Genomic DNA, 17,345 nt, shown 5'->3' with positions numbered 1-17,345 from the left:
CTGCGGGCCGTCCGGCACCGTGTGCGCCCACGTGCGGCCGAGGGTCTCGGCGGCGGCGGCCGCCTCGGCGTGCGGCCGGCCCGTGAGCACGTCGAGGAGTTCCTGCGCGGAGGGGCGCGCCGCCGGGTCCTTGGACAGGGCGCGGGCCACCAGGCTCCGCAACCCCTCGTCCAGACCGTCCAAAGACGGCTCGCCGTGCGTGATCTGGTAGAGCACGGACGGCACGGTCGGGCCGTCGAAGGGCGCCCGTCCCGTGCCGGCGAAGGCCACCACGCACGCCCAGGCGAACACATCGGAGGCCGGTGAGGCCTTGGCGCCGGAGATCAGCTCGGGCGCCATGTACGCCGGGGTGCCGATGAACTGGCCCGTGCGCGTCGCGCCGGACACGGTGTCCAGAGCGCGCGCGATGCCGAAGTCGATGACGCGGGGCCCGACGGAGGACAGCAGGACGTTCGCCGGCTTGAGGTCGCGGTGGACGACTCCGGCACCGTGGATCGCGGTGAGGGCGGTGGCGACACCGACCGCGAGGTGCTCCAGGCTGGAGCCGCGCATCGGGCCGCTGGCGGTGACGAACTCCTGAAGGTCCGCGCCGTCGACGAACTCGGTGACGATGAACAGGGGCTCGCCGTCGAGCTGCGCGTCCAGCACCGGGGCGGTGCAGAAACGCCGCACCTTGCGGGCCGACTCGACCTCCCGGCGGAACCGGTCGCGGAACGTCTCGTCGTCGGCCAGCTCGGGGCTGATCACCTTGACCGCGGCGCGTTCACCGCTCGCGGACTCGGCGAGGTAGACGATGCCCATCCCGCCGCGTCCGAGCCGCCCGATGATCCGATAGTCCCCAAGCTGCTGCGGATCGCTGGGCCGCAAAGGGCTTGTCACGTGGTTTTCGGTCACAGCGGTCCAGATCCTCCCGTGTCAACAGTCGATAAGACTAGTGGGCGGATCGCGCTGGTTCCCCGTGATTGATGGCAAGTGCGAATGAATGTTGCCATTTGAAAACGGCGGCGGCCCGTCACGGGCCGCCGCCGCTCGCCACCTCCGTGACAGGTGACGTGGTCGCCTGCTACGCGTAAACGGCGTCGTCGGTGATGTCGACGCGGGAGCGGTCGGGCAGCAGGGCGGTCGCGATCAGGGTCAGCACGGCCGCCAGCACCATCATCGCCGAGATCGCCCACCAGCCGTGGTCGTGCAGCAGCCAGGTCGCCAGCAGCGGCGCCGGCCCGCCGGCGATCACCGAGGCGAGCTGGTAGCCGATGCCCGCGCCGCCGTACCGCAGGTTGGTCGGGAAGACCTCGGCGATGAGCGAGGCCTGCGGCCCGTACTGCAACGCGTGCGGCACCTCCGACAGCATGACGGTGAGGAAGATGACCACGCCGATACCGGTATTGATCAGTTCGAAGTATGGAAAAGCAATGATCGCGGTCAGCAACGCCCCGGCGGCGTAGATCCGTTTACGGCCGATCGAGTCGCTGAGATGCCCGGCCACCGGAATGACGATCAGCGCCACGACGGCGGCGGCCGCCACCGCGTTCAGCGCGAAGGTGTTGGACCGGCCCGCGTCCTTCTCCATGTACGTCAGGGCGAAGGAGGTGAAGATGTAGAAGGGCGCCTGCTCCGAGCAGCGCAGCAGCGCGCTCAGCACGATCTCCTTGGGGTGGCGCCGGATGACCTCGGCCACCGGCACCTTGGCGACCTGCCGCTTCTCCACGACCTCGGCGAACAGCGGCGTCTCCATGACGCGGAGCCGCACCCACAGGCCGATCGCGACGAGGACGAGGCTGAACAGGAACGGCAGCCGCCAGCCCCAGTTCTTGAAGGCGTCGCCGCTCGCGCTGGCCACCGAGGACATCGCGACCGTGCCGAGGATCAGCCCGATCGGAACGCCCATCTGCGGCCAGCTCGCCATGAGCCCGCGTTTCTTACTGTCGCCCCACTCCATCGAGAGCAGGACCGAGCCGCTCCACTCGCCGCCGACCGCCACGCCCTGCAGGACGCGCAGCACGACCAGCAGGATCGGCGCGGCCACGCCGATGGAGTGCGTGCCCGGCAGCACGCCGATGAGGGCGCTGGACAGGCCCATGAGGACCAGCGTGACGATCAGCGTCGCCTTGCGGCCGAGGCGGTCGCCCCAGTGCCCGAAGATCACCGCGCCGACGGGGCGCGCGGCGAACCCGACGGCGTACGTCGCGAACGACGACAGCGTCCCGGCATAGTCGCTCGACGAGGGGAAGAAGACGTCCTTGAAGACGACCGCCGCCGCGGTGTTGTAGAGGAAGAAGTCGTACCACTCGATCGACGTGCCGACCACGCTCGCGATCGCGGCCATCCGGACCTGCGACCCGCGTTCGTTGTCGTCAAGGGAGCGTGCTCGCCGCGCCTCGCCCGGCTCCAGGACCATGAATCCTCCTGTCGCCCCCGATGCTGATGAGAAATCGCCAGGACGTTTACCCGGGTTTCGGGCAACAGAACGCACCTAATGTGACGAAAAGCACGCTGAATCATTGGCAATGCGGTCACGACGTCACACGAGAGCCGCCGCACTCTCCACCTGACGCCCGGCCCGTACGAGCAGGCTCAGCAGCGCGGCCGCGAACATGATGCCGGCGCTCGCGGTGAACGCCAGATGCATCCCGTCGATGAAGGACAGGTCGCTGACCCGGACCAGCAGGCGGGCCACCTCCGGCCGGGTGTTCGCGGGCACCGGAGCGACGCCCTGGGAGATCGCCCCCTTCATCAGGTCCACCTGCGCGGAGGTCGGGGCCGGCAGCCCGGCGTCCTTCATGTGTCCCGGCAGCACGTTCGCCACCTTCGCGGTCATCACCGCGCCGAGCACGGAGGTGCCGAGCGCGCCGCCGACCTGCATCGCCACCTGCTGGAGACCGCCCGCGACCCCGGCCAGGGCGACCGGGGCGTTCCCGACGATGATGTCGGTGGCCGCCACGAGGACCGGGCTCAGCCCGATCCCGAGCAGCGCGAACCACGGCGTCATCGCCCAGAAGCCCGCCTCCACCCCGATGTGGGACAGCCCGAGGAAGGCGCCGGCGGCGCACACCATCCCGGCGACCAGCGGAACACGCGGCCCGACCTTGCTGATCAGCCCGCCGGCCGCGGGCGAGGCCACCATCATCGCGAGCATCATCGGCAGCAGCCGCACGCCGGTCTGCACGGGGGACAGCAGGTGGACGCTCTGCAGGTAGAAGGTCAGGAAGAACATCCCGCCGAACATCCCGAAGGCCATGAGCATCATCAGCACGGCACCGACCGACAGCGGGACGGACCGGAACAGCCCGAGCGGCAGCAGCGGCTCGCGGGCCTTGATCTCCCGCAGCACGAAGAAGGCCAGCAGCACGACGGCCGCGCCCAGGAACGCCAGCGTCTTCACGTCGGCCCAGCCGTACGACGGCGCCTTGATCACGGCCCACACGAGCGAGAACAGCGTGCCCGACAAGAGCAGGATGCCGGGAATGTCGAAGGAGGAGCCCCGGTCGCCGCCGCGGGCGTTCAGCAGGAACAGGCCGCCGACCACCAGGGCGACGAGGCCGACCGGGACGTTGATGAAGAACACCGACTCCCAGTTGATGTGCTGGACGAGCAGGCCGCCGGCGATCGGGCCGGCCGCGGTCGAGGCCGCGATGCAGGCGCTCCAGATGCCGATGGCCATGTTGAGGCGCTCGGCCGGGAAGGCGGCGCGCAGGAGCCCGAGCGCGGTCGGCTGGAGCATCGCCCCGAAGACGCCCTGGATGACGCGCAGGCCGATCATGAGCCCGATGTCCCTGGACAGGCCGATGCCCGCCGACGCGAGCGCGAAGCCGACGACGCCGATGAGGAAGACCGGCTTGTGACCCAGGCGGTCACCGAGCTTGCCCGCGGTGATCAGCGACACCGCGAGCGCGAGCAGGTACCCGTTCGTCACCCATTGCAGGTCCGGCAGTGACGCGCCGAGGTCGTGGGAGATCGCCGGGTTGGCGATCGCCACCACCGTGGTGTCGAGGGTGACCATGATCACGCCGAGTGCGACGGCGATCAGCGTCAGCCATGGGTTGCCGTGCCCACGGCGGGCCGTACGGCCCGACGCGGCGGGTGCGGAGTGCTGTGCGACCGGCTGAGACATCCATTCCCCCTCGATCGGTACGAGCGCGGCCTTCTCTGAAAGTTATGGCAGCTACTGACAAATGACAAACGTCTTTGAAGAGTCACTTGCTGTCATATGGCAGACTATGAACAGAAGGGGAGGTGAGAGCGCGAATGGCAGGCATGATCGACGCCCACGTCGCCGGCCTGCGCGAACGCAAGAAGCAGCGCACTCGCTGGGCCCTGGTCGACGCCGCGCTCGACCTGTTCCTGGCCAAGGGCTACGAGGCGACCACGGTCGATGAGATCGTCGCCGCGGTCGACGTGTCGCAGCGCACCTTCTTCCGGTACTTCGCCGGCAAGGAGGACATCGCCCTGTCGCTGCTGACCGGCTACGACACCCTGTTCATCGCGGCGCTGGCCGAGCGCCCGCCCGCGGAGCCGCCGATCGTCGCGCTGCTGGCCTCGCTCGACGTCTCCCTCGACGCTATCCGGGAGAGCGACGAGGCGGACACGGCCCGGTTCCGCAAGCTCCACCGCCTGATCGACGACACGCCCGCCGTCGCCGCCGGGCAACTGCGCAGGTTCGCCGAGACCGAGCAGGCCGCGGCGCGGATCATCGCGCGGCGCGCGGGCACCGACGTGGTGACCGACCCGCGGCCCCACCTGGTGGTCGCCTCGTTCATGTCGGCCGTCCGGGTGGCCTACGAGACCTGCGTACGGGACGAGGTGGTCGACCCCGCCGAGGTGGTGCCCCGCGTGCGCGGGCTCATCGCGCTCGCCGCCGGCACACTGCCCGGCGCCTGGGCCGCGGCCACCTGAGGGCTCAGCTCAGGGGCACCGGGAGGTCGCGGGTGTGCAGGACGGTCAGGTGCGACACCGCACGGGTCAGTACGACGTACAGTCGCCGCAGCCCCGGTGTGACCGCGCCGCCGTCGGCCGTCGCGGCCGGCTCGGCGTCGGCGATGTCCGCGGGTTCGACGACGATGACCTGGTCGAACTCCAGGCCCTTCGCCTGCGTCGCGGGCGTGAGGACCAGGCGCGCCCCGGCGAAGCCGTCCGTGAGCGTCACGTGGTCGAGTCCTTCGGCGGTCAGCAGCCCGGCGAGCGCGGGCACGGTCGCGTCGGCCGTGATCAGCCCGACCGAGCCCTCGTCGGCGAGGGCCTCCCGGCAGGCGGCCACGACCGCGGCGTCCGCGTCGGCGCCCTCGATCCGGCGGATCTCCAGCGACCCCGGCGCGGAGCGTACGGACGTCGGCGGGGCCAGGCCCGGCGCGATCGCGGGCAGCAGCCGGCTCGCGAAGTCGATGATCTGACGCGGCACCCGGTAGCCGCGGTCCAGGACGGTCCGCTCCGCGTCCGGCTTGCCGAGGTGGCGCAGGAGCGTCGCCCAGTCGCCGATCGCCCACGGCGTGGTGCCCTGGGCGATGTCGCCGAGCACGGTGGCCGAGCCGGTCTCACATCGCCGTCCCACCGCCCGGCACTCCATCGCCGACAGGTCCTGTGCCTCGTCGAGGACGACGTGACCGAGGCTGGGCGTCCGGCTGATGATGTCGGCCGCCTCGTCCACCAGCACCGCGTCCGCGCGGGACCAGCGTGCCGACTTGGGGCCCCGGGCGGGCCGCTCCCACAGCAGCGCGGCCTGCTCGTCGGCGTCGAGCAGCCCTTCGGCCGCCTCGGCGAGGAAGTCCGCGTCGGACAGCAGCCGCATCACCACGCGTACGGGGGCGAGCGCGGGCCAGGCCTGGTCGACCATCGCCTTCACCGGCCGGGTGCGGCGCACGGCCTCGTGCGTACGGTCGTCACACGCCTCGCCGGCCGACTCCATGCGGATGAGGATCGCGTGCGCGATGCGGTGGGAGAGCAGGTCGCGGCCCGCGCCGTACCGGACGCCGCGGGTGCGCAGCTCGCCGGCCAGTTCGGCGATCTCGAACGCCGGGACCCGCCAGCGCCGCGTGCCGCGCGGCAGCACGAGCGCCTCGTCCGGCTCGCGCAGGTGGCCCCAGATCGCCCGGTGCAGCACCTCCGCCATCCGCGCGTCCCCCTTGATCCGCGCGGTCGCGGGGGTGTCCCGACCCTTGACCGGGACGGCGTCGAGCAGCCCGCCGAGGGTCTCCTGCCGGACGTTGATCTCGCCGAGCGCGGGCAGCACGCCGCGGATGTAGTCCAGGAACGAAGAGCTCGGCCCGATGACGAGCACGCCGCCGCGGCGCATCCGCTCACGGTGGGCGTAGAGGAGGTAGGCGACCCGGTGCAGGCCGACCGCGGTCTTGCCGGTGCCGGGCGCGCCCTGCACGCACAGCGTGTGCTCGGCCCCGGCCCGTACGATGTCGTCCTGCTCGGGCTGGATCGTGGCGACGATGTCGCGCATCGGGCCCACGCGAGGGCGCTCGATCTCCTCGATGAGGATGCGCGACTCGGCCTGCGTGGTGAAGTCCTCGTCCTCGAACGCCGTCAGCTCGCCGCCGGAGTAGCCGAACCGCCGCCGTAGCACGAGCCCCATCGGGTCGGCCGTGCTCGCCTTGTAGAACGGCCGGGACATCGGCGCCCGCCAGTCGATGACCAGGGGCTCGCCGCCGTTGTCGTGGACGTGCCGGCGGCCGATGTAGAGGCGTTCGTCCGGATGGTCGAGGCGCCCGAAGAACAGCGCGGTCGAAGGGTCGTCGAGCAGCGCCTCCGCACGCTTGGCCAGCTCACCCGCCAGGACCTCCGCCGACACCCAGTCGCCGGCGGACGAGGCGTCCAGCGTGAGGACGTTCTCCCGCATCCGCCCCAGCGCCGCCCGGGAACGCCGGAGATAATCGCGCTCGGCGGTTATCTCCGCCTCGATGTCCTCGGCTTCCTGGGCAGGCATGACGGAACCCTTCCGGTAGGTGGGGGGAGCGTTGGGGGCGCAAAGTCACCAACGTAGTACGGAAGACGCGGCGGCTCACCTCAATTTCCCCGCCGCCCGTGCGCTAAGTTCGAACGGAGTCGAACCATTGCTCCTGGGAGGTCACATGCGCGCGATCGTCGTCACCGAGTTCGGCGGGTCCGAGGTCCTGCGGGCCACCGACCACGAGGACCCGCGGCCGGGTCCCGGCGAGATCGTCATCGACGTCATCGCGAGCGGCGTGAACTATCGCGACACCTACGAGCGCACCGGCGCCTACCCGAAGGACCTCCCCTACGTCCCGGGCCTGGAGGGCGCGGGCCGGGTCGGCGCGGTGGGCGAGGGCGTGACCGGGATCGCCGTCGGTGACGTCGTGGTGTCGGCCGACATCAAGGGCTCGTACGCCGAGCGCGCCGTGGTGCGCGCCGACCGCGCCGTGCCGGTCGGCGACGCCGGCCCGGAGCAGGCCGCCGCCGTGTTCCTGCAGGGACTGACCGCCCACTACCTCAGCCACTCGACGTACGCCATCAAGCCCGGCGACATCGCCCTGGTCCACGCCGCGGCGGGCGGCGTCGGGCTGCTGCTCACCCAGATGATCAAGCTGCGGGGCGGCCGCGTCATCGGAACGGTCTCCACGGAGGAGAAGGAGAAGCTCGCCCGCGACGCCGGCGCCGACGAGGTGGTGAGGTACGAGGGCTTCGCCGAGCAGGTCCGCCACCTGACCGGCGGCGTGCACGTCGTCTACGACGGCGTGGGCAAGACGACCTTCGACGACAGCATGTCGGTACTGCGCCCCCGGGGAATGCTGGCACTGTACGGCGCGTCGAGCGGCCCGGTGCCGCCGGTGGACCCGCAGCGGCTCAACGCCGCCGGGTCGCTGTTCCTCACCCGCCCCACCCTCGCCCACTACGCCGCCACCCGCGAGGAGCTGACCCTGCGCGCCCAGGACCTGTTCGGCTGGATCGCCGCCGGCGACCTGTCGGTGCACATCGGCGGCCGGTACCCGCTGGAGGAGGCCGGGCGAGCGCACGACGACCTGGAGTCGCGCCGCACGACGGGCAAGCTCCTGCTCATCCCCTAACGGGGCAGGACCTTCCACAGGGTCAGCGTCTCCACCAGACCGGTGGTGGCCGGGAGGCGGCGCAGTTCGTCCGGGGTGACCCACCGGGCGTCGGCCGCGTCGTCGCCGGGGGCGAGGGTGCCGCCGGTCACGACGGCGGCGTAGTCGTGGATGTCGTAGGTCACTCCGGCCGGCCCGGCGCGCTCGACCGAGCCGACGAGGTGGCCCGGCTCGACGCGCAGGCCGGTCTCCTCGACCAGTTCCCGCGCCACCGCCTCGGCGTCGGACTCGCCCGCCTCGACCCGTCCGCCCGGCAGTGACCACAGGCCCTCACCCGGGGGATGCCCCCGGCGGATGAGCAGGAGCCGGCCCTCGGCGTCATGGACGATCGCTCCCACGCAGCGCACGTGCATGCCGACAGGATGCCCGCGAAAGCGGGCGGCGCGCATCCCGCCGAGCGATCGGCAGGACACGAACGCCGCCTTGCGGGCCCGGGTTCGCCCGTATCGCGGGCGTATCGAGAATCGCATACGCCGCCGCAACGGTCCCGCGTCTTCAGTGGAGGCATGGACCACAGTGCATCAACGGCCGGTCCGCCCATCGGGGAGGGACCGTGACCATGGATTCGGATTCCGTACGCCGTGTCGACCGGCGGCGGCTGCTCGGGTGGGGCGGGCTGGCGGCCGCAGGCGTGGTGGCCGGCGTGTCGCCGGTGGGCGCCCGGTCCGGCCTCGCCGACCAGGCCGCGGCCGGCGACGACCGGGTCCCGCCGGACACCCTTCCCGGCGGGGCCTACGACCGGTACGTGGCGAGGCTGGCCGCCGAGGGCAGGTTCTCCGGCGTGGTGCTGCTGTCGCACCAGGGCCGGACGGTGCTGTCCCGCTGCTACGGCATGGCCGACGAGGACAAGAGGATCGCCAACCACGAGGGCACCGCGTTCAGCCTCAGCTCGGCGGGCAAGCCGTTCCACGCGGTGGCCGTCCTGCAACTGGCGCAGCGGGGCGAGGTGAAGCTGTCGGACACGGTGGGCGCCCATCTGAAGGGCTTCGCCAAGGATGTCGCCGAGCAGGTGACCATCCACCACCTGTTGTCCGGCACCTCCGGGCTGGACTGCCCGGACGAGGACGTGAGACGCGTCTTCCACAGCCGGGACGAGGTGCACGAGTACTACGAGAAGCGGGCCCGGCAGGCGACGCTGGTGGGGGTCCCGGGCGTTCCCGACACCGCCCACGAGGAGGCGGAGGTCACCATCTCCGCGCTGATCGTGGAGGCCGTGACCGGCAGGACGTACTGGGACTACGTGCAGGAGAACATCTTCGGGCGCTGCGGCATGACCGGCTCGGCGTTCGTCACCAGGCCGCAGTGGCTCACCGACGGGCACATCGCGCACCCGTACATGAAGCTGGCCGACGGCAACGTGGTCGACGCCGTCCGCAACCTGGACGAGAGCAGCCCGGACCCGAACGTACTCGGCAAGAATCCGGGCCGCGCCTTCATCGACGCCCCCGGGGACGGTGGCTTCGCCACCGCGCCGGACCTGGTCCGGTTCGCGCGCGCCCTGGGCGACGGCACGGTGCTGGACCGGCCCTGGGCCGACGTGCTCACCGCCGCCAAGATCCCCCATGGACCGAAGGGGTTCGGCGCGTACGGGATTCCGGTCTCCATCGTCAACGGCCAGTGGATGTACCAGCGCGCCGGTGGCAACCCGGGTGTCAGCGCCAACTGGAACATCTACCCGTACACCGGCTGGGTCGGCGTCATCCTCGGCAACTGCGACGGCGTGCCGCTGCCGGAGATGATCGGGCAGGAGATGCAGGCCGTCACCGGGGCTCCGGCCGACGGAGGGACGGGTGGCTGAGCCACCGGAGGAGTCCACGTACCGCACACGCCACCACGACGGCGCGGACCCCTTGGCGCCACCTCGCCGCACGCGCGGAATCGTGCTCGTCGGCCTGGCGGTCCTCGGCCTGGCGGGCGCGATCTTCATCGTGCGGCGGCCGCTCATGATGTCCGCCTCGGCGTGTACGGCCGGGCGGTGGCACGGCTGCTTCGACACGGAGAACGGTGTGCTGCTCATGACGTCGGCCGGGCTGCCCCTGCCCGCTCTGGTGGCGTGTGCTCTGACGCTCCGCCGGCGCGCCGCCGGCGTCACCTCGGCGTGGCGGATGTCGCTGGCCGAGGTGGGCATGATCTACGGGACGGTGCCGTTCGTGTGGATCACCCTGATCCCGGGCCCGGAGGCCGGCCTCGTCCCCGGCCGGGTGAACCTGATCCCGCTGCGGGACCTGGTCACGATGGGGCCGGTCGGGATCGGCGGCAACCTGTTGATCTTCGCGGCGCTGGGGTTCTTCGCTCCGCTGCGGTTCGCCGCGACGGCGTCCGTGCCGCGGATCATGGTGCTCGGGGCAGGCTGCTCGGCCCTGGTCGAGACCGCACAGTACGTCCTGCGGCTGGACCGGGTGTCGTCCGTGGACGACGTCCTGGTCAACGCCGCCGGCGCCGTGCTGGCCGCGCTGGCGTCCCGCCACTGGTGGCGCCCCCGGGCCTCGCCGCCGCTCGTCGCGTTACAGTTGTGCCCCTGAGAAAAACCGGTTAAGTGAAAATCGGCCCACCGGGGGAGTCCGAATGAAGCGTCCCACGATCGCGGACATCGCCCGGCGCGCCGGCGTCACCAAGAGCACCGTCTCGTTCGCGCTGAACGACCGCCCCGGTGTGTCGGACGCGACACGGGCCCGCATTCTCGACATCGCCCGTGAGATGGGCTGGCAGCCGAGCCGGACCGCGCGCGCCCTGTCCGGCGGGCGCGCCGGCGTTCTCGGCCTCGTCGTGGACCGGCCGGCGCGGACGCTCGGCGTCGAGCCCTTCTACATGCAGCTCATCTCCGGCATCGAGGCCGAGCTGTCGAGCCGTGACATCGCGCTGCTGCTCCAGGTGACCGACGACGCCCGCGCGCAGGAGGCGACGTACCGGCGCTGGTGGGCCGAGCGCCGCGTCGACGGCGTCTTCCTCGTCGACCTGCGCGTCGACGACGAGCGCGCGAAGGTCCTGGCCGAGCTCGGCATGCCCGCGATCGTGGTCGGCGGACCCCACGGGCTGGGCGGCCTGCCGGGCCTGTGGAACGACGAGGTCGCCCCGGTCCGCTCGGTCATGGAGTACCTGGTGGCGCTCGGGCACCGGCGGATCGCCCGGGTGGCCGGGCTGCCCGGCCTGTGGCACACGGTCATGCGCGACGAGGCGTTCGAGCAGGCCGCCCGCGAGCTGGGCGTGACGCCGTCCGGGGGCACCGCCGACTACACCGGTGACGAGGCCGCCCGCGTGACGCGGCGGCTGCTCGCCTCCTCCGCCCCGCCGACCGCGATCGTCTACGACAACGACGTCATGGCCGTGGCCGGGCTGGACGTCGCGGCCGAGATGGACATCCGCGTCCCCGACCGGCTGTCCATCGTCGCCTGGGACGACTCGGTGCTCTGCCGGCTCGTCCACCCGCCGCTGACCGCCGTCGGCCTCGACATCGCCGCGTACGGCGCGGAGGTCGCGCGCCGCCTGGCCGACCTCGCCGCCGGGCGGCCGGTGACGAGCGCCTGCCACGCGACGGCGGTCCTGTCGCCCCGGGGCAGCACCGGACCGCTGCGCTGACGTCACCTCATATCGCCTGTTGACGCTAAACCGGTTTAGTGGTCCGATGCATGGAACCAGAGCCGGGGGCGTCCTCAGATGACTGACGGGTGATGGGAGACACAGGTGAAGGCACGCGGAATCGCGGCACTCGCGGCGAGCGTCACACTCGCCGCCGGGCTGTCGGCCTGCGGGAGCGGCGGAGGCGACGACTCGTCGCCCAAGACCCTGACCTACTGGGCGAGCAACCAGGGGCGCAGCATCCAGCAGGACCAGCAGGTGCTGGGGCCGGAGCTGAAGAAGTTCGAGGCCAAGACCGGTATCAAGGTCAAGCTCGAGGTGATCGGCTGGCCGGACCTGCTCAACCGGATTCTCGCGGCCGCCTCCAGCGGTCAGGGGCCGGACGTCGTCAACGTCGGCAACACCTGGTCGGCCTCACTGCAGGCGACCGGCGCCTTCCAGTCCTTCGACGACGCGACCATCGCCAAGGTCGGCGGCAGGGCGAAGTTCATCCCCTCGACGCTGACCTCCACCGGGGCGCCGGGCAAGCCGCCGGCGTTCGTGCCGCTCTACGGCCTGGCGTACGGGCTGTTCTACAACAAGAGGCTGTTCGCCGACGCGGGCCTGAAGCCGCCGCAGACCTGGCAGGACCTGGTGGCCGACGCGCGGAAGCTCACCGTGCCGGCCAAGAAGCAGTACGGCGTCGGGATCGAGGGCGCGAGCTACACCGAGGGTGCCCATTTCGCCTTCATGTTCGGCGCGCAGAACGGCGCGCGGCTGTTCCAGGGCGGCCAGCCCGGCTTCGACTCCCCGCAGATGGTCGCCGGGGTCAAGCAGTACGTGAACCTCCTGGCCGGTGACAAGGTCGTCAACCCCAGCGACGCCGAGGTCCTCAACGACGCCGACATGCTCAAGGAGTTCGCGACCGGCAAGTCGGCGATGATGATGATCCAGAGCTACGCCCCCACCGGCCTGAAGGAGAACGGCATGAAGGCCGGCGACTTCGGCGTCGTGCCGATCCCGACGCCGAGCCCGCTCCCGCCGGGCGGCCGCAAGGTCAGCAGCCACGTCGCCGGCATCAACATCGGCATGTTCAAGAACACGAAGAACAAGACCGGCGCGCTCAAGCTCATCGACTTCCTGACCAGCCCCGACGAGCAGAAGATCCTCAACAGCGTGCTCGGGGACCTGCCCGTCGTGCCGCAGGCCTACGACGACCCGAGGTTCCAGACGCCCGAGATCAAGACGTTCAAGGACATCCTGGCGAACTCCGCCGAGACCCTGCCGATGATCCCGCAGGAGGCGCAGTTCGAGACGCTCGTCGGCAACACCGTCAAGCAACTGCTCGCCGACGCCGCCGCGGGCAAACCCGTCGACGACCAGACCATCCAGAAACAGTTGGCCGCCGCGAACAAGAAGATGCAGTCGGGCGGATGAGCGGCACCGTCACCGCACCCGGGGACGCGCCGGCGCGCGCCCCCGGGGCTCCCCGGCGGCGGTTCCGCAGACCCGGCCGGGCCCTCCTGCCGTACCTCCTGGTGCTGCCCGCCCTCATCGCCGAGTTGGCGATCCACGTCATCCCGATGATCGTCGGCGTGTGGATGAGCCTGCTCCACCTCACCCAGTTCTTCATCCGCAACTGGACCGCGGCGCCGTACGGAGGCCTGACCAACTACCGGGTCGCGGTGGACGCGAACGGCCCGATCGCCAAGGACCTGTTCCACTCGTTCCTCATCACGGTCGCGGTGACCGTGCTGGTCGTGGCCGGCGCGTGGCTGTTCGGGCTGGCCGCCGCGGTCTTCCTCGAACGGCCGTTCCGCGGGCGCGGGACGCTGCGGACGCTGTTCCTGGTGCCGTACGCGCTGCCGGTCTTCACCGCGGTCATCACCTGGCGGTTCATGTTCCAGCGCGACGCCGGCATGGTGAACGCGGTGCTGTCGGACGAGCTGCACCTGACGCACGGGCACCCGTTCTGGCTGCTGGGCGGCAACAGCTTCGTCGCGCTCGTGGTCATCAGCGTCTGGCGGCTGTGGCCGTTCGCGTTCCTCACGCTGACCGCCGGGCTGCAGAGCATCCCCGGCGACCTGTACGAGGCGGCGGCGATCGACGGCGCGGGCTTCGTGCGCCGGCTGCGGTCGGTGACCCTGCCGCTGCTGCGGCCGGTCAACCGGGTGCTGCTGCTCGTGCTGTTCCTGTGGACGTTCAACGACTTCAACACCGCCTACATCCTGTTCGAACAGCCCCCGGCCGACGCGGACATGATCTCCATCCACATCTACAACGCCTCGTTCCTCACCTGGAACTTCGGCCTGGGCTCGGCGATGTCCGTGCTGCTGCTGGCGTTCCTGCTGGTCGTCACGCTCGGATACCTGGGCGCCGGCCGGCTGAGGAGCCGTCATGCGTGAGTCGCCGGCGGTGCGCTGGGCGCGCCGGGTCGTGCTGACCCTCCTGACGGTCTTCACCGTCCTGCCGCTGTACGTGATGGTCGCCTCGTCGGTCAAGCCGCTGCGGGACGTGCAGGGCGCCTTCCGGTGGATCCCGACGCACGTGACCGTCCGGCCGTTCATCGACATGTGGCACACCGTGCCGCTGGGCCGCTACTTCATCAACAGCCTGGTCGTGTCGGGCTCCGCGACGGTCTGCTCGGTCATCATCGCGATCTTCACCGGATACGCGGTCAGCCGGTACCGCTTCCCCGGCCGCGGCACGTTCATGACGGCCGTCCTGTCGACGCAGATGTTCCCGGGCATCCTCTTCCTGCTGCCGTTGTTCCTGATCTTCGTCAACATCGACCGCTACACCGGCATCGCGCTCTACGGCAGCCGGCTCGGGCTGATCATCACCTACCTCACCTTCGCGCTGCCGTTCTCGATCTGGCTGATCGCCGGTTATTTCGACACGATCCCGCGTGAGCTGGACGAGGCCGCGCGGGTGGACGGCGCCGGGCCGATGCGGACGCTGTTCCGGGTCATCCTGCCGGTGGCCGCCCCGGGCGTCGTCGCGGTCGCCATCTATGCCTTCATGACGGCCTGGGGCGAGGTGCTGTTCGCCTCCGTCCTCACCGACCACTCGACCCGCACCCTCGCGGTCGGCCTGCGCGAGTACTCCAACCAGGGCCAGGTCTACTGGAACGAGGTGATGGCGGCGTCACTCGTCATCAGCCTCCCGGTGGTCGTCGGCTTCCTCGCACTCCAGCGCTTCCTGGTCCACGGGCTGACCGCGGGCGCGGTCAAGTCCTGACGGGCTCCTGCAGAAAGGCACCTCTTTGCACCGCAACTTCGCCAAACTGTCCGGCGCCGCGTGGCTCGGCGTCAACTTCTGGTCGCGTACCGGCGGGCCGCTGATGTGGCGCTCCTATGATCCCCGCGTCGTACGGGAGGAGCTGGACGTCCTGCGCGAGCACGGGCTGAACACCACGCGGTCGTTCTTCTACTGGCCGGACTTCATGCCCGAGCCCGACCGGATCGACGAGAACCTCGCCGCGCACTACACCGACTTTCTGGAGGCGCACGCCGAACGCGCCATGGCCACCATCCCGACGTTCATCGTCGGCCACATGTCCGGGGAGAACTGGGACCCGGCCTGGCGGGCCGGCCGCGACCTGTACGCGGACGTGTGGATGGTCGACCGGCAGGCGTGGTTCGCCGAGGAGATGGCCCGGCGCTACGCCGGGCACCCCGCGATCACCGGGTGGCTGATCACCAACGAGATGCCCATCTACGGCGGCAGGGCGCCGACCGAGCAGGTGACGGCGTGGGCCCGGCTGATGGTGCGGGCGGTGCGCGCGGGCGGCGCGCGGGAACCGGTCTCGATCGGCGACGGCGCCTGGGGCGTCGAGGTGTCCGGGGAGGACAACGGCTTCTCGGTGCGCGAACTGGCCGCCGTCACCGACTTCGTCGGCCCCCACGTGTACCGCATGGAGGACGACCTGGTCCGCCAGCACTACGGCGCCGCGTTCATCTGCGAGCTGGCCGGGACGTACGGCCGGCCGGTCGTGCTGGAGGAGTTCGGCTGCTCTTCGGACTTCGTCTCCGACGACAACGCCGCGCACTACTACCGGCAGGTGCTCCACAACAGCCTGCTCGGCGGCGCGACGGGCTGGCTCGGCTGGAACAACACCGACTTCGACCTGGTGGACCAGCCGCCGTACAGTCACCATCCGTTCGAGCTGCACTTCGGGCTGACACGGGCCGACGGCACGCCGAAGCCGGCGCTGGAGGAGATGCGCCGGTTCGGCGCGACCCTGGAGCGGATCGACCTGGGCGCCTGCGAGCGCGCGGAGGCCGACACCGCGCTCGTCGTGCCGTCCGTGCTGGACGCCGGGTATCCCTTCACCCAGGCCGCCGACCGCACCGACGTGTTCGGCGCGCTGCGGCAGGCGTACGTGGCCGCACGGGCCGCCGACCTGCCGGCCGGCCTCACCCGCGAGAGCGACGGCATCGCGCCGGACGCGCGGCTGTACCTGGTGCCGTCGGCCAAACAGCTCACCGGGCCGGGCTGGCACCGGCTGGAGGAGCTCGCCGAGGGCGGGGCCGTGGTGTACGTCTCCTACTGCGCGGGCTCGCACGGCTGGCAGCGCGGCCCGTGGTACTCCCACATGAACGCGATGTTCGGGGTCGAGCACCGGCTCCGGTACGGTCTGGCCGACCCGATCGAGGACGACGTCGTCGAGCTGACCTTCACGGCCGCCCTCGGCCCGCTCGCCGAGGGCACGACGCTGGCGTTCCGCGCCGCCGGCACCGAGCACAGCCGCTCGTACCTGCCGGTCCGGCCCACCACGGCGGAGGTCGTCGCGGTGGACGGGCACGGGCGGCCGGCCGTGCTGCGCCGCCGGCACGGCGACGGCTGGCTGGTGCTGTGCACGTACCCGCTGGAGCACATGGCGGCGGTCACCCCGCGGGTGAACCCCGAGCCCACGCACCGTCTCTACGACGCGCTCGCCACGCTCGCCGGGGCGCGCCGCCCGGTCACCGTCGCGGACCCGCGTGTGTCGGCGGACGTGCTGGTCCGCGCCGACGGCACCCGTTTCGCCGTACTGGTCAGCCAGGCCGGTGAGGAGCTGAAGGTCGTCGCCGAGGTCGCGGCCGCGTCCGACGGGACCGAACCCGCGCGTGAGGAGGTGGCGCTGGAGCCGTATGGTGTGCACGTGCTGGAGCTTCGACGTTGACCGACGTGCGTGATACGGCGTCCGCGACCGCCGCAGAGACCGATGAACCGACCGTGAGCGGAACCGACGAACACGGCGCGGCTGGTCCCTCCACTCCTCCGGGGCGGGGCGAAGGAGGGCTCTTGAGCGTTCTCGCCGTGGACGTCGGCGGCACCAAGCTCGCCGCCGCGCTCGTCCGCCCCGACGGACGCATCGGCCCCCTCGCCACCCGCCCGACGCCCAAGGGCGACGCCGAGGAGGTGTTCTCCGCCCTGGCGGCCGTCGTCACGGAGGCGGTCGGCGGCGAGGAGGTGTCCGGCGCGGGCATCGGTTCGGCCGGCCCGCTCGACGCCATCGCCGGCACGGTCAGCCCGGTGAACATCGCGGGCTGGCGCGGCTTCCCGGTGCGGGACCGGCTCGCCGCCCTCCTGGGCGGCCGGCCGGTCGTCCTGGTGAACGACGCCGTGGCGGGCGCGGTGGGGGAGTACCACCACGGCGCGGGCCGCGGCGTCCGCGCCATGCTCGGCATGGTCGTCTCGACCGGCGTCGGCGGCGGTCTCATCCTCGACGGCCGGGTGTAC

General features: G+C 71.4%; 15 protein-coding genes. 10 read left to right on the top strand and 5 right to left on the bottom strand.

Annotated features, from left to right (window positions below; translation table 11 throughout):
* The 3 genes from ACFFNX_RS19345 to ACFFNX_RS19335 all read right to left on the bottom strand — a co-directional run.
* Window positions 1-894: serine/threonine-protein kinase (locus tag ACFFNX_RS19345; RefSeq protein WP_378203756.1), on the bottom strand; the 894-nt coding region annotated here is incomplete at its 3' end.
* A gap of 169 nt (window positions 895-1,063) precedes the next feature.
* A complete protein-coding gene (locus ACFFNX_RS19340) occupies window positions 1,064-2,398 on the bottom strand; it encodes an MFS transporter (RefSeq protein WP_378203753.1) in 1,335 nt (444 codons plus the stop codon).
* Between the two features lie 123 nt (window positions 2,399-2,521).
* Window positions 2,522-4,111, bottom strand: a complete 1,590-nt coding sequence (locus ACFFNX_RS19335) for a DHA2 family efflux MFS transporter permease subunit (protein WP_378203750.1) — start codon at window positions 4,109-4,111, stop codon at window positions 2,522-2,524.
* 134 nt (window positions 4,112-4,245) lie between these two features.
* Here ACFFNX_RS19335 and ACFFNX_RS19330 point away from each other — a divergent pair, with 134 nt between their 5' ends.
* Window positions 4,246-4,893: a TetR family transcriptional regulator gene (locus ACFFNX_RS19330; protein ID WP_378203747.1), complete on the top strand. Its 648-nt coding sequence runs from the start codon at window positions 4,246-4,248 to the stop codon at window positions 4,891-4,893.
* A gap of 4 nt (window positions 4,894-4,897) precedes the next feature.
* Here ACFFNX_RS19330 and ACFFNX_RS19325 read toward each other — a convergent pair whose 3' ends face one another.
* The gene (locus tag ACFFNX_RS19325; protein WP_378203744.1) at window positions 4,898-6,925 is read right to left on the bottom strand and encodes a HelD family protein; all 2,028 of its coding nucleotides are present in this window, start codon (window positions 6,923-6,925) and stop codon (window positions 4,898-4,900) included.
* A 145-nt stretch (window positions 6,926-7,070) separates the two neighbouring features.
* Here ACFFNX_RS19325 and ACFFNX_RS19320 point away from each other — a divergent pair, with 145 nt between their 5' ends.
* On the top strand, window positions 7,071-8,024 hold the full coding sequence (locus tag ACFFNX_RS19320) for a quinone oxidoreductase family protein (protein WP_378203741.1): 954 nt from the start codon (window positions 7,071-7,073) through the stop codon (window positions 8,022-8,024).
* On the opposite strand, the gene ACFFNX_RS19315 is transcribed toward ACFFNX_RS19320, so the two are convergent.
* Window positions 8,021-8,416, bottom strand: a complete 396-nt coding sequence (locus ACFFNX_RS19315) for an NUDIX hydrolase (protein WP_378203738.1) — start codon at window positions 8,414-8,416, stop codon at window positions 8,021-8,023. The genes ACFFNX_RS19320 and ACFFNX_RS19315 overlap by 4 nt on opposite strands.
* A 206-nt stretch (window positions 8,417-8,622) precedes the next feature.
* Here ACFFNX_RS19315 and ACFFNX_RS19310 point away from each other — a divergent pair, with 206 nt between their 5' ends.
* The 8 genes from ACFFNX_RS19310 to ACFFNX_RS19275 all read left to right on the top strand — a co-directional run.
* The gene (locus tag ACFFNX_RS19310) at window positions 8,623-9,861 is read left to right on the top strand and encodes a serine hydrolase domain-containing protein (RefSeq protein ID WP_378203759.1); all 1,239 of its coding nucleotides are present in this window, start codon (window positions 8,623-8,625) and stop codon (window positions 9,859-9,861) included.
* Window positions 9,854-10,585, top strand: coding sequence for a VanZ family protein (locus tag ACFFNX_RS19305; RefSeq protein ID WP_378203735.1), 732 nt, complete (start codon window positions 9,854-9,856; stop codon window positions 10,583-10,585). The genes ACFFNX_RS19310 and ACFFNX_RS19305 overlap by 8 nt, the downstream gene beginning before the upstream one ends.
* Window positions 10,586-10,628: 43 nt before the next feature.
* The gene (locus tag ACFFNX_RS19300; protein ID WP_378203732.1) at window positions 10,629-11,639 is read left to right on the top strand and encodes a LacI family DNA-binding transcriptional regulator; all 1,011 of its coding nucleotides are present in this window, start codon (window positions 10,629-10,631) and stop codon (window positions 11,637-11,639) included.
* A 105-nt stretch (window positions 11,640-11,744) separates the two neighbouring features.
* Complete coding sequence (locus tag ACFFNX_RS19295; RefSeq protein WP_378203729.1) at window positions 11,745-13,055, top strand: ABC transporter substrate-binding protein; 1,311 nt, start codon at window positions 11,745-11,747, stop codon at window positions 13,053-13,055.
* The gene (locus ACFFNX_RS19290) at window positions 13,052-14,023 is read left to right on the top strand and encodes a carbohydrate ABC transporter permease (RefSeq protein ID WP_378203726.1); all 972 of its coding nucleotides are present in this window, start codon (window positions 13,052-13,054) and stop codon (window positions 14,021-14,023) included. The genes ACFFNX_RS19295 and ACFFNX_RS19290 overlap by 4 nt, the downstream gene beginning before the upstream one ends.
* Window positions 14,016-14,858 (top strand): carbohydrate ABC transporter permease, encoded by an 843-nt coding sequence (locus tag ACFFNX_RS19285; protein ID WP_378203722.1) that lies wholly within the window; start codon window positions 14,016-14,018, stop codon window positions 14,856-14,858. Before ACFFNX_RS19290 ends, ACFFNX_RS19285 begins: the two co-directional genes overlap by 8 nt.
* Before the next feature lie 25 nt (window positions 14,859-14,883).
* Complete coding sequence (locus ACFFNX_RS19280) at window positions 14,884-16,785, top strand: cellulase family glycosylhydrolase (RefSeq protein WP_378203719.1); 1,902 nt, start codon at window positions 14,884-14,886, stop codon at window positions 16,783-16,785.
* Window positions 16,786-16,907: 122 nt separating this feature from the next.
* Window positions 16,908-17,345, top strand: a 438-nt coding sequence (locus ACFFNX_RS19275; RefSeq protein WP_378203716.1) for an ROK family protein, incomplete at its 3' end; no start/stop codon positions are given.

Origin of the sequence: Actinoallomurus acaciae, from assembly GCF_042429965.1 — a bacterium.
GTDB lineage: Bacteria > Actinomycetota > Actinomycetes > Streptosporangiales > Streptosporangiaceae > Actinoallomurus > Actinoallomurus acaciae.
This window is presented reverse-complemented; position numbering and strand designations above follow the sequence as displayed.

What these genes read in the sequence shown, in the direction of transcription:
- ACFFNX_RS19340 (WP_378203753.1), bottom strand. Translation starts at nt 2,398, where the DNA reads ATGGTCCTGGAGCCGGGCGAGGCGCGGCGAGCACGCTCCCTTGACGAC.
- ACFFNX_RS19335 (WP_378203750.1), bottom strand. Translation starts at nt 4,111, where the DNA reads ATGTCTCAGCCGGTCGCACAGCACTCCGCACCCGCCGCGTCGGGCCGT.
- ACFFNX_RS19330 (WP_378203747.1), top strand. Translation starts at nt 4,246, where the DNA reads ATGGCAGGCATGATCGACGCCCACGTCGCCGGCCTGCGCGAACGCAAG.
- ACFFNX_RS19325 (WP_378203744.1), bottom strand. Translation starts at nt 6,925, where the DNA reads ATGCCTGCCCAGGAAGCCGAGGACATCGAGGCGGAGATAACCGCCGAG.
- ACFFNX_RS19320 (WP_378203741.1), top strand. Translation starts at nt 7,071, where the DNA reads ATGCGCGCGATCGTCGTCACCGAGTTCGGCGGGTCCGAGGTCCTGCGG.
- ACFFNX_RS19315 (WP_378203738.1), bottom strand. Translation starts at nt 8,416, where the DNA reads ATGCACGTGCGCTGCGTGGGAGCGATCGTCCATGACGCCGAGGGCCGG.
- ACFFNX_RS19310 (WP_378203759.1), top strand. Translation starts at nt 8,623, where the DNA reads ATGGATTCGGATTCCGTACGCCGTGTCGACCGGCGGCGGCTGCTCGGG.
- ACFFNX_RS19300 (WP_378203732.1), top strand. Translation starts at nt 10,629, where the DNA reads ATGAAGCGTCCCACGATCGCGGACATCGCCCGGCGCGCCGGCGTCACC.
- ACFFNX_RS19290 (WP_378203726.1), top strand. Translation starts at nt 13,052, where the DNA reads ATGAGCGGCACCGTCACCGCACCCGGGGACGCGCCGGCGCGCGCCCCC.
- ACFFNX_RS19285 (WP_378203722.1), top strand. Translation starts at nt 14,016, where the DNA reads ATGCGTGAGTCGCCGGCGGTGCGCTGGGCGCGCCGGGTCGTGCTGACC.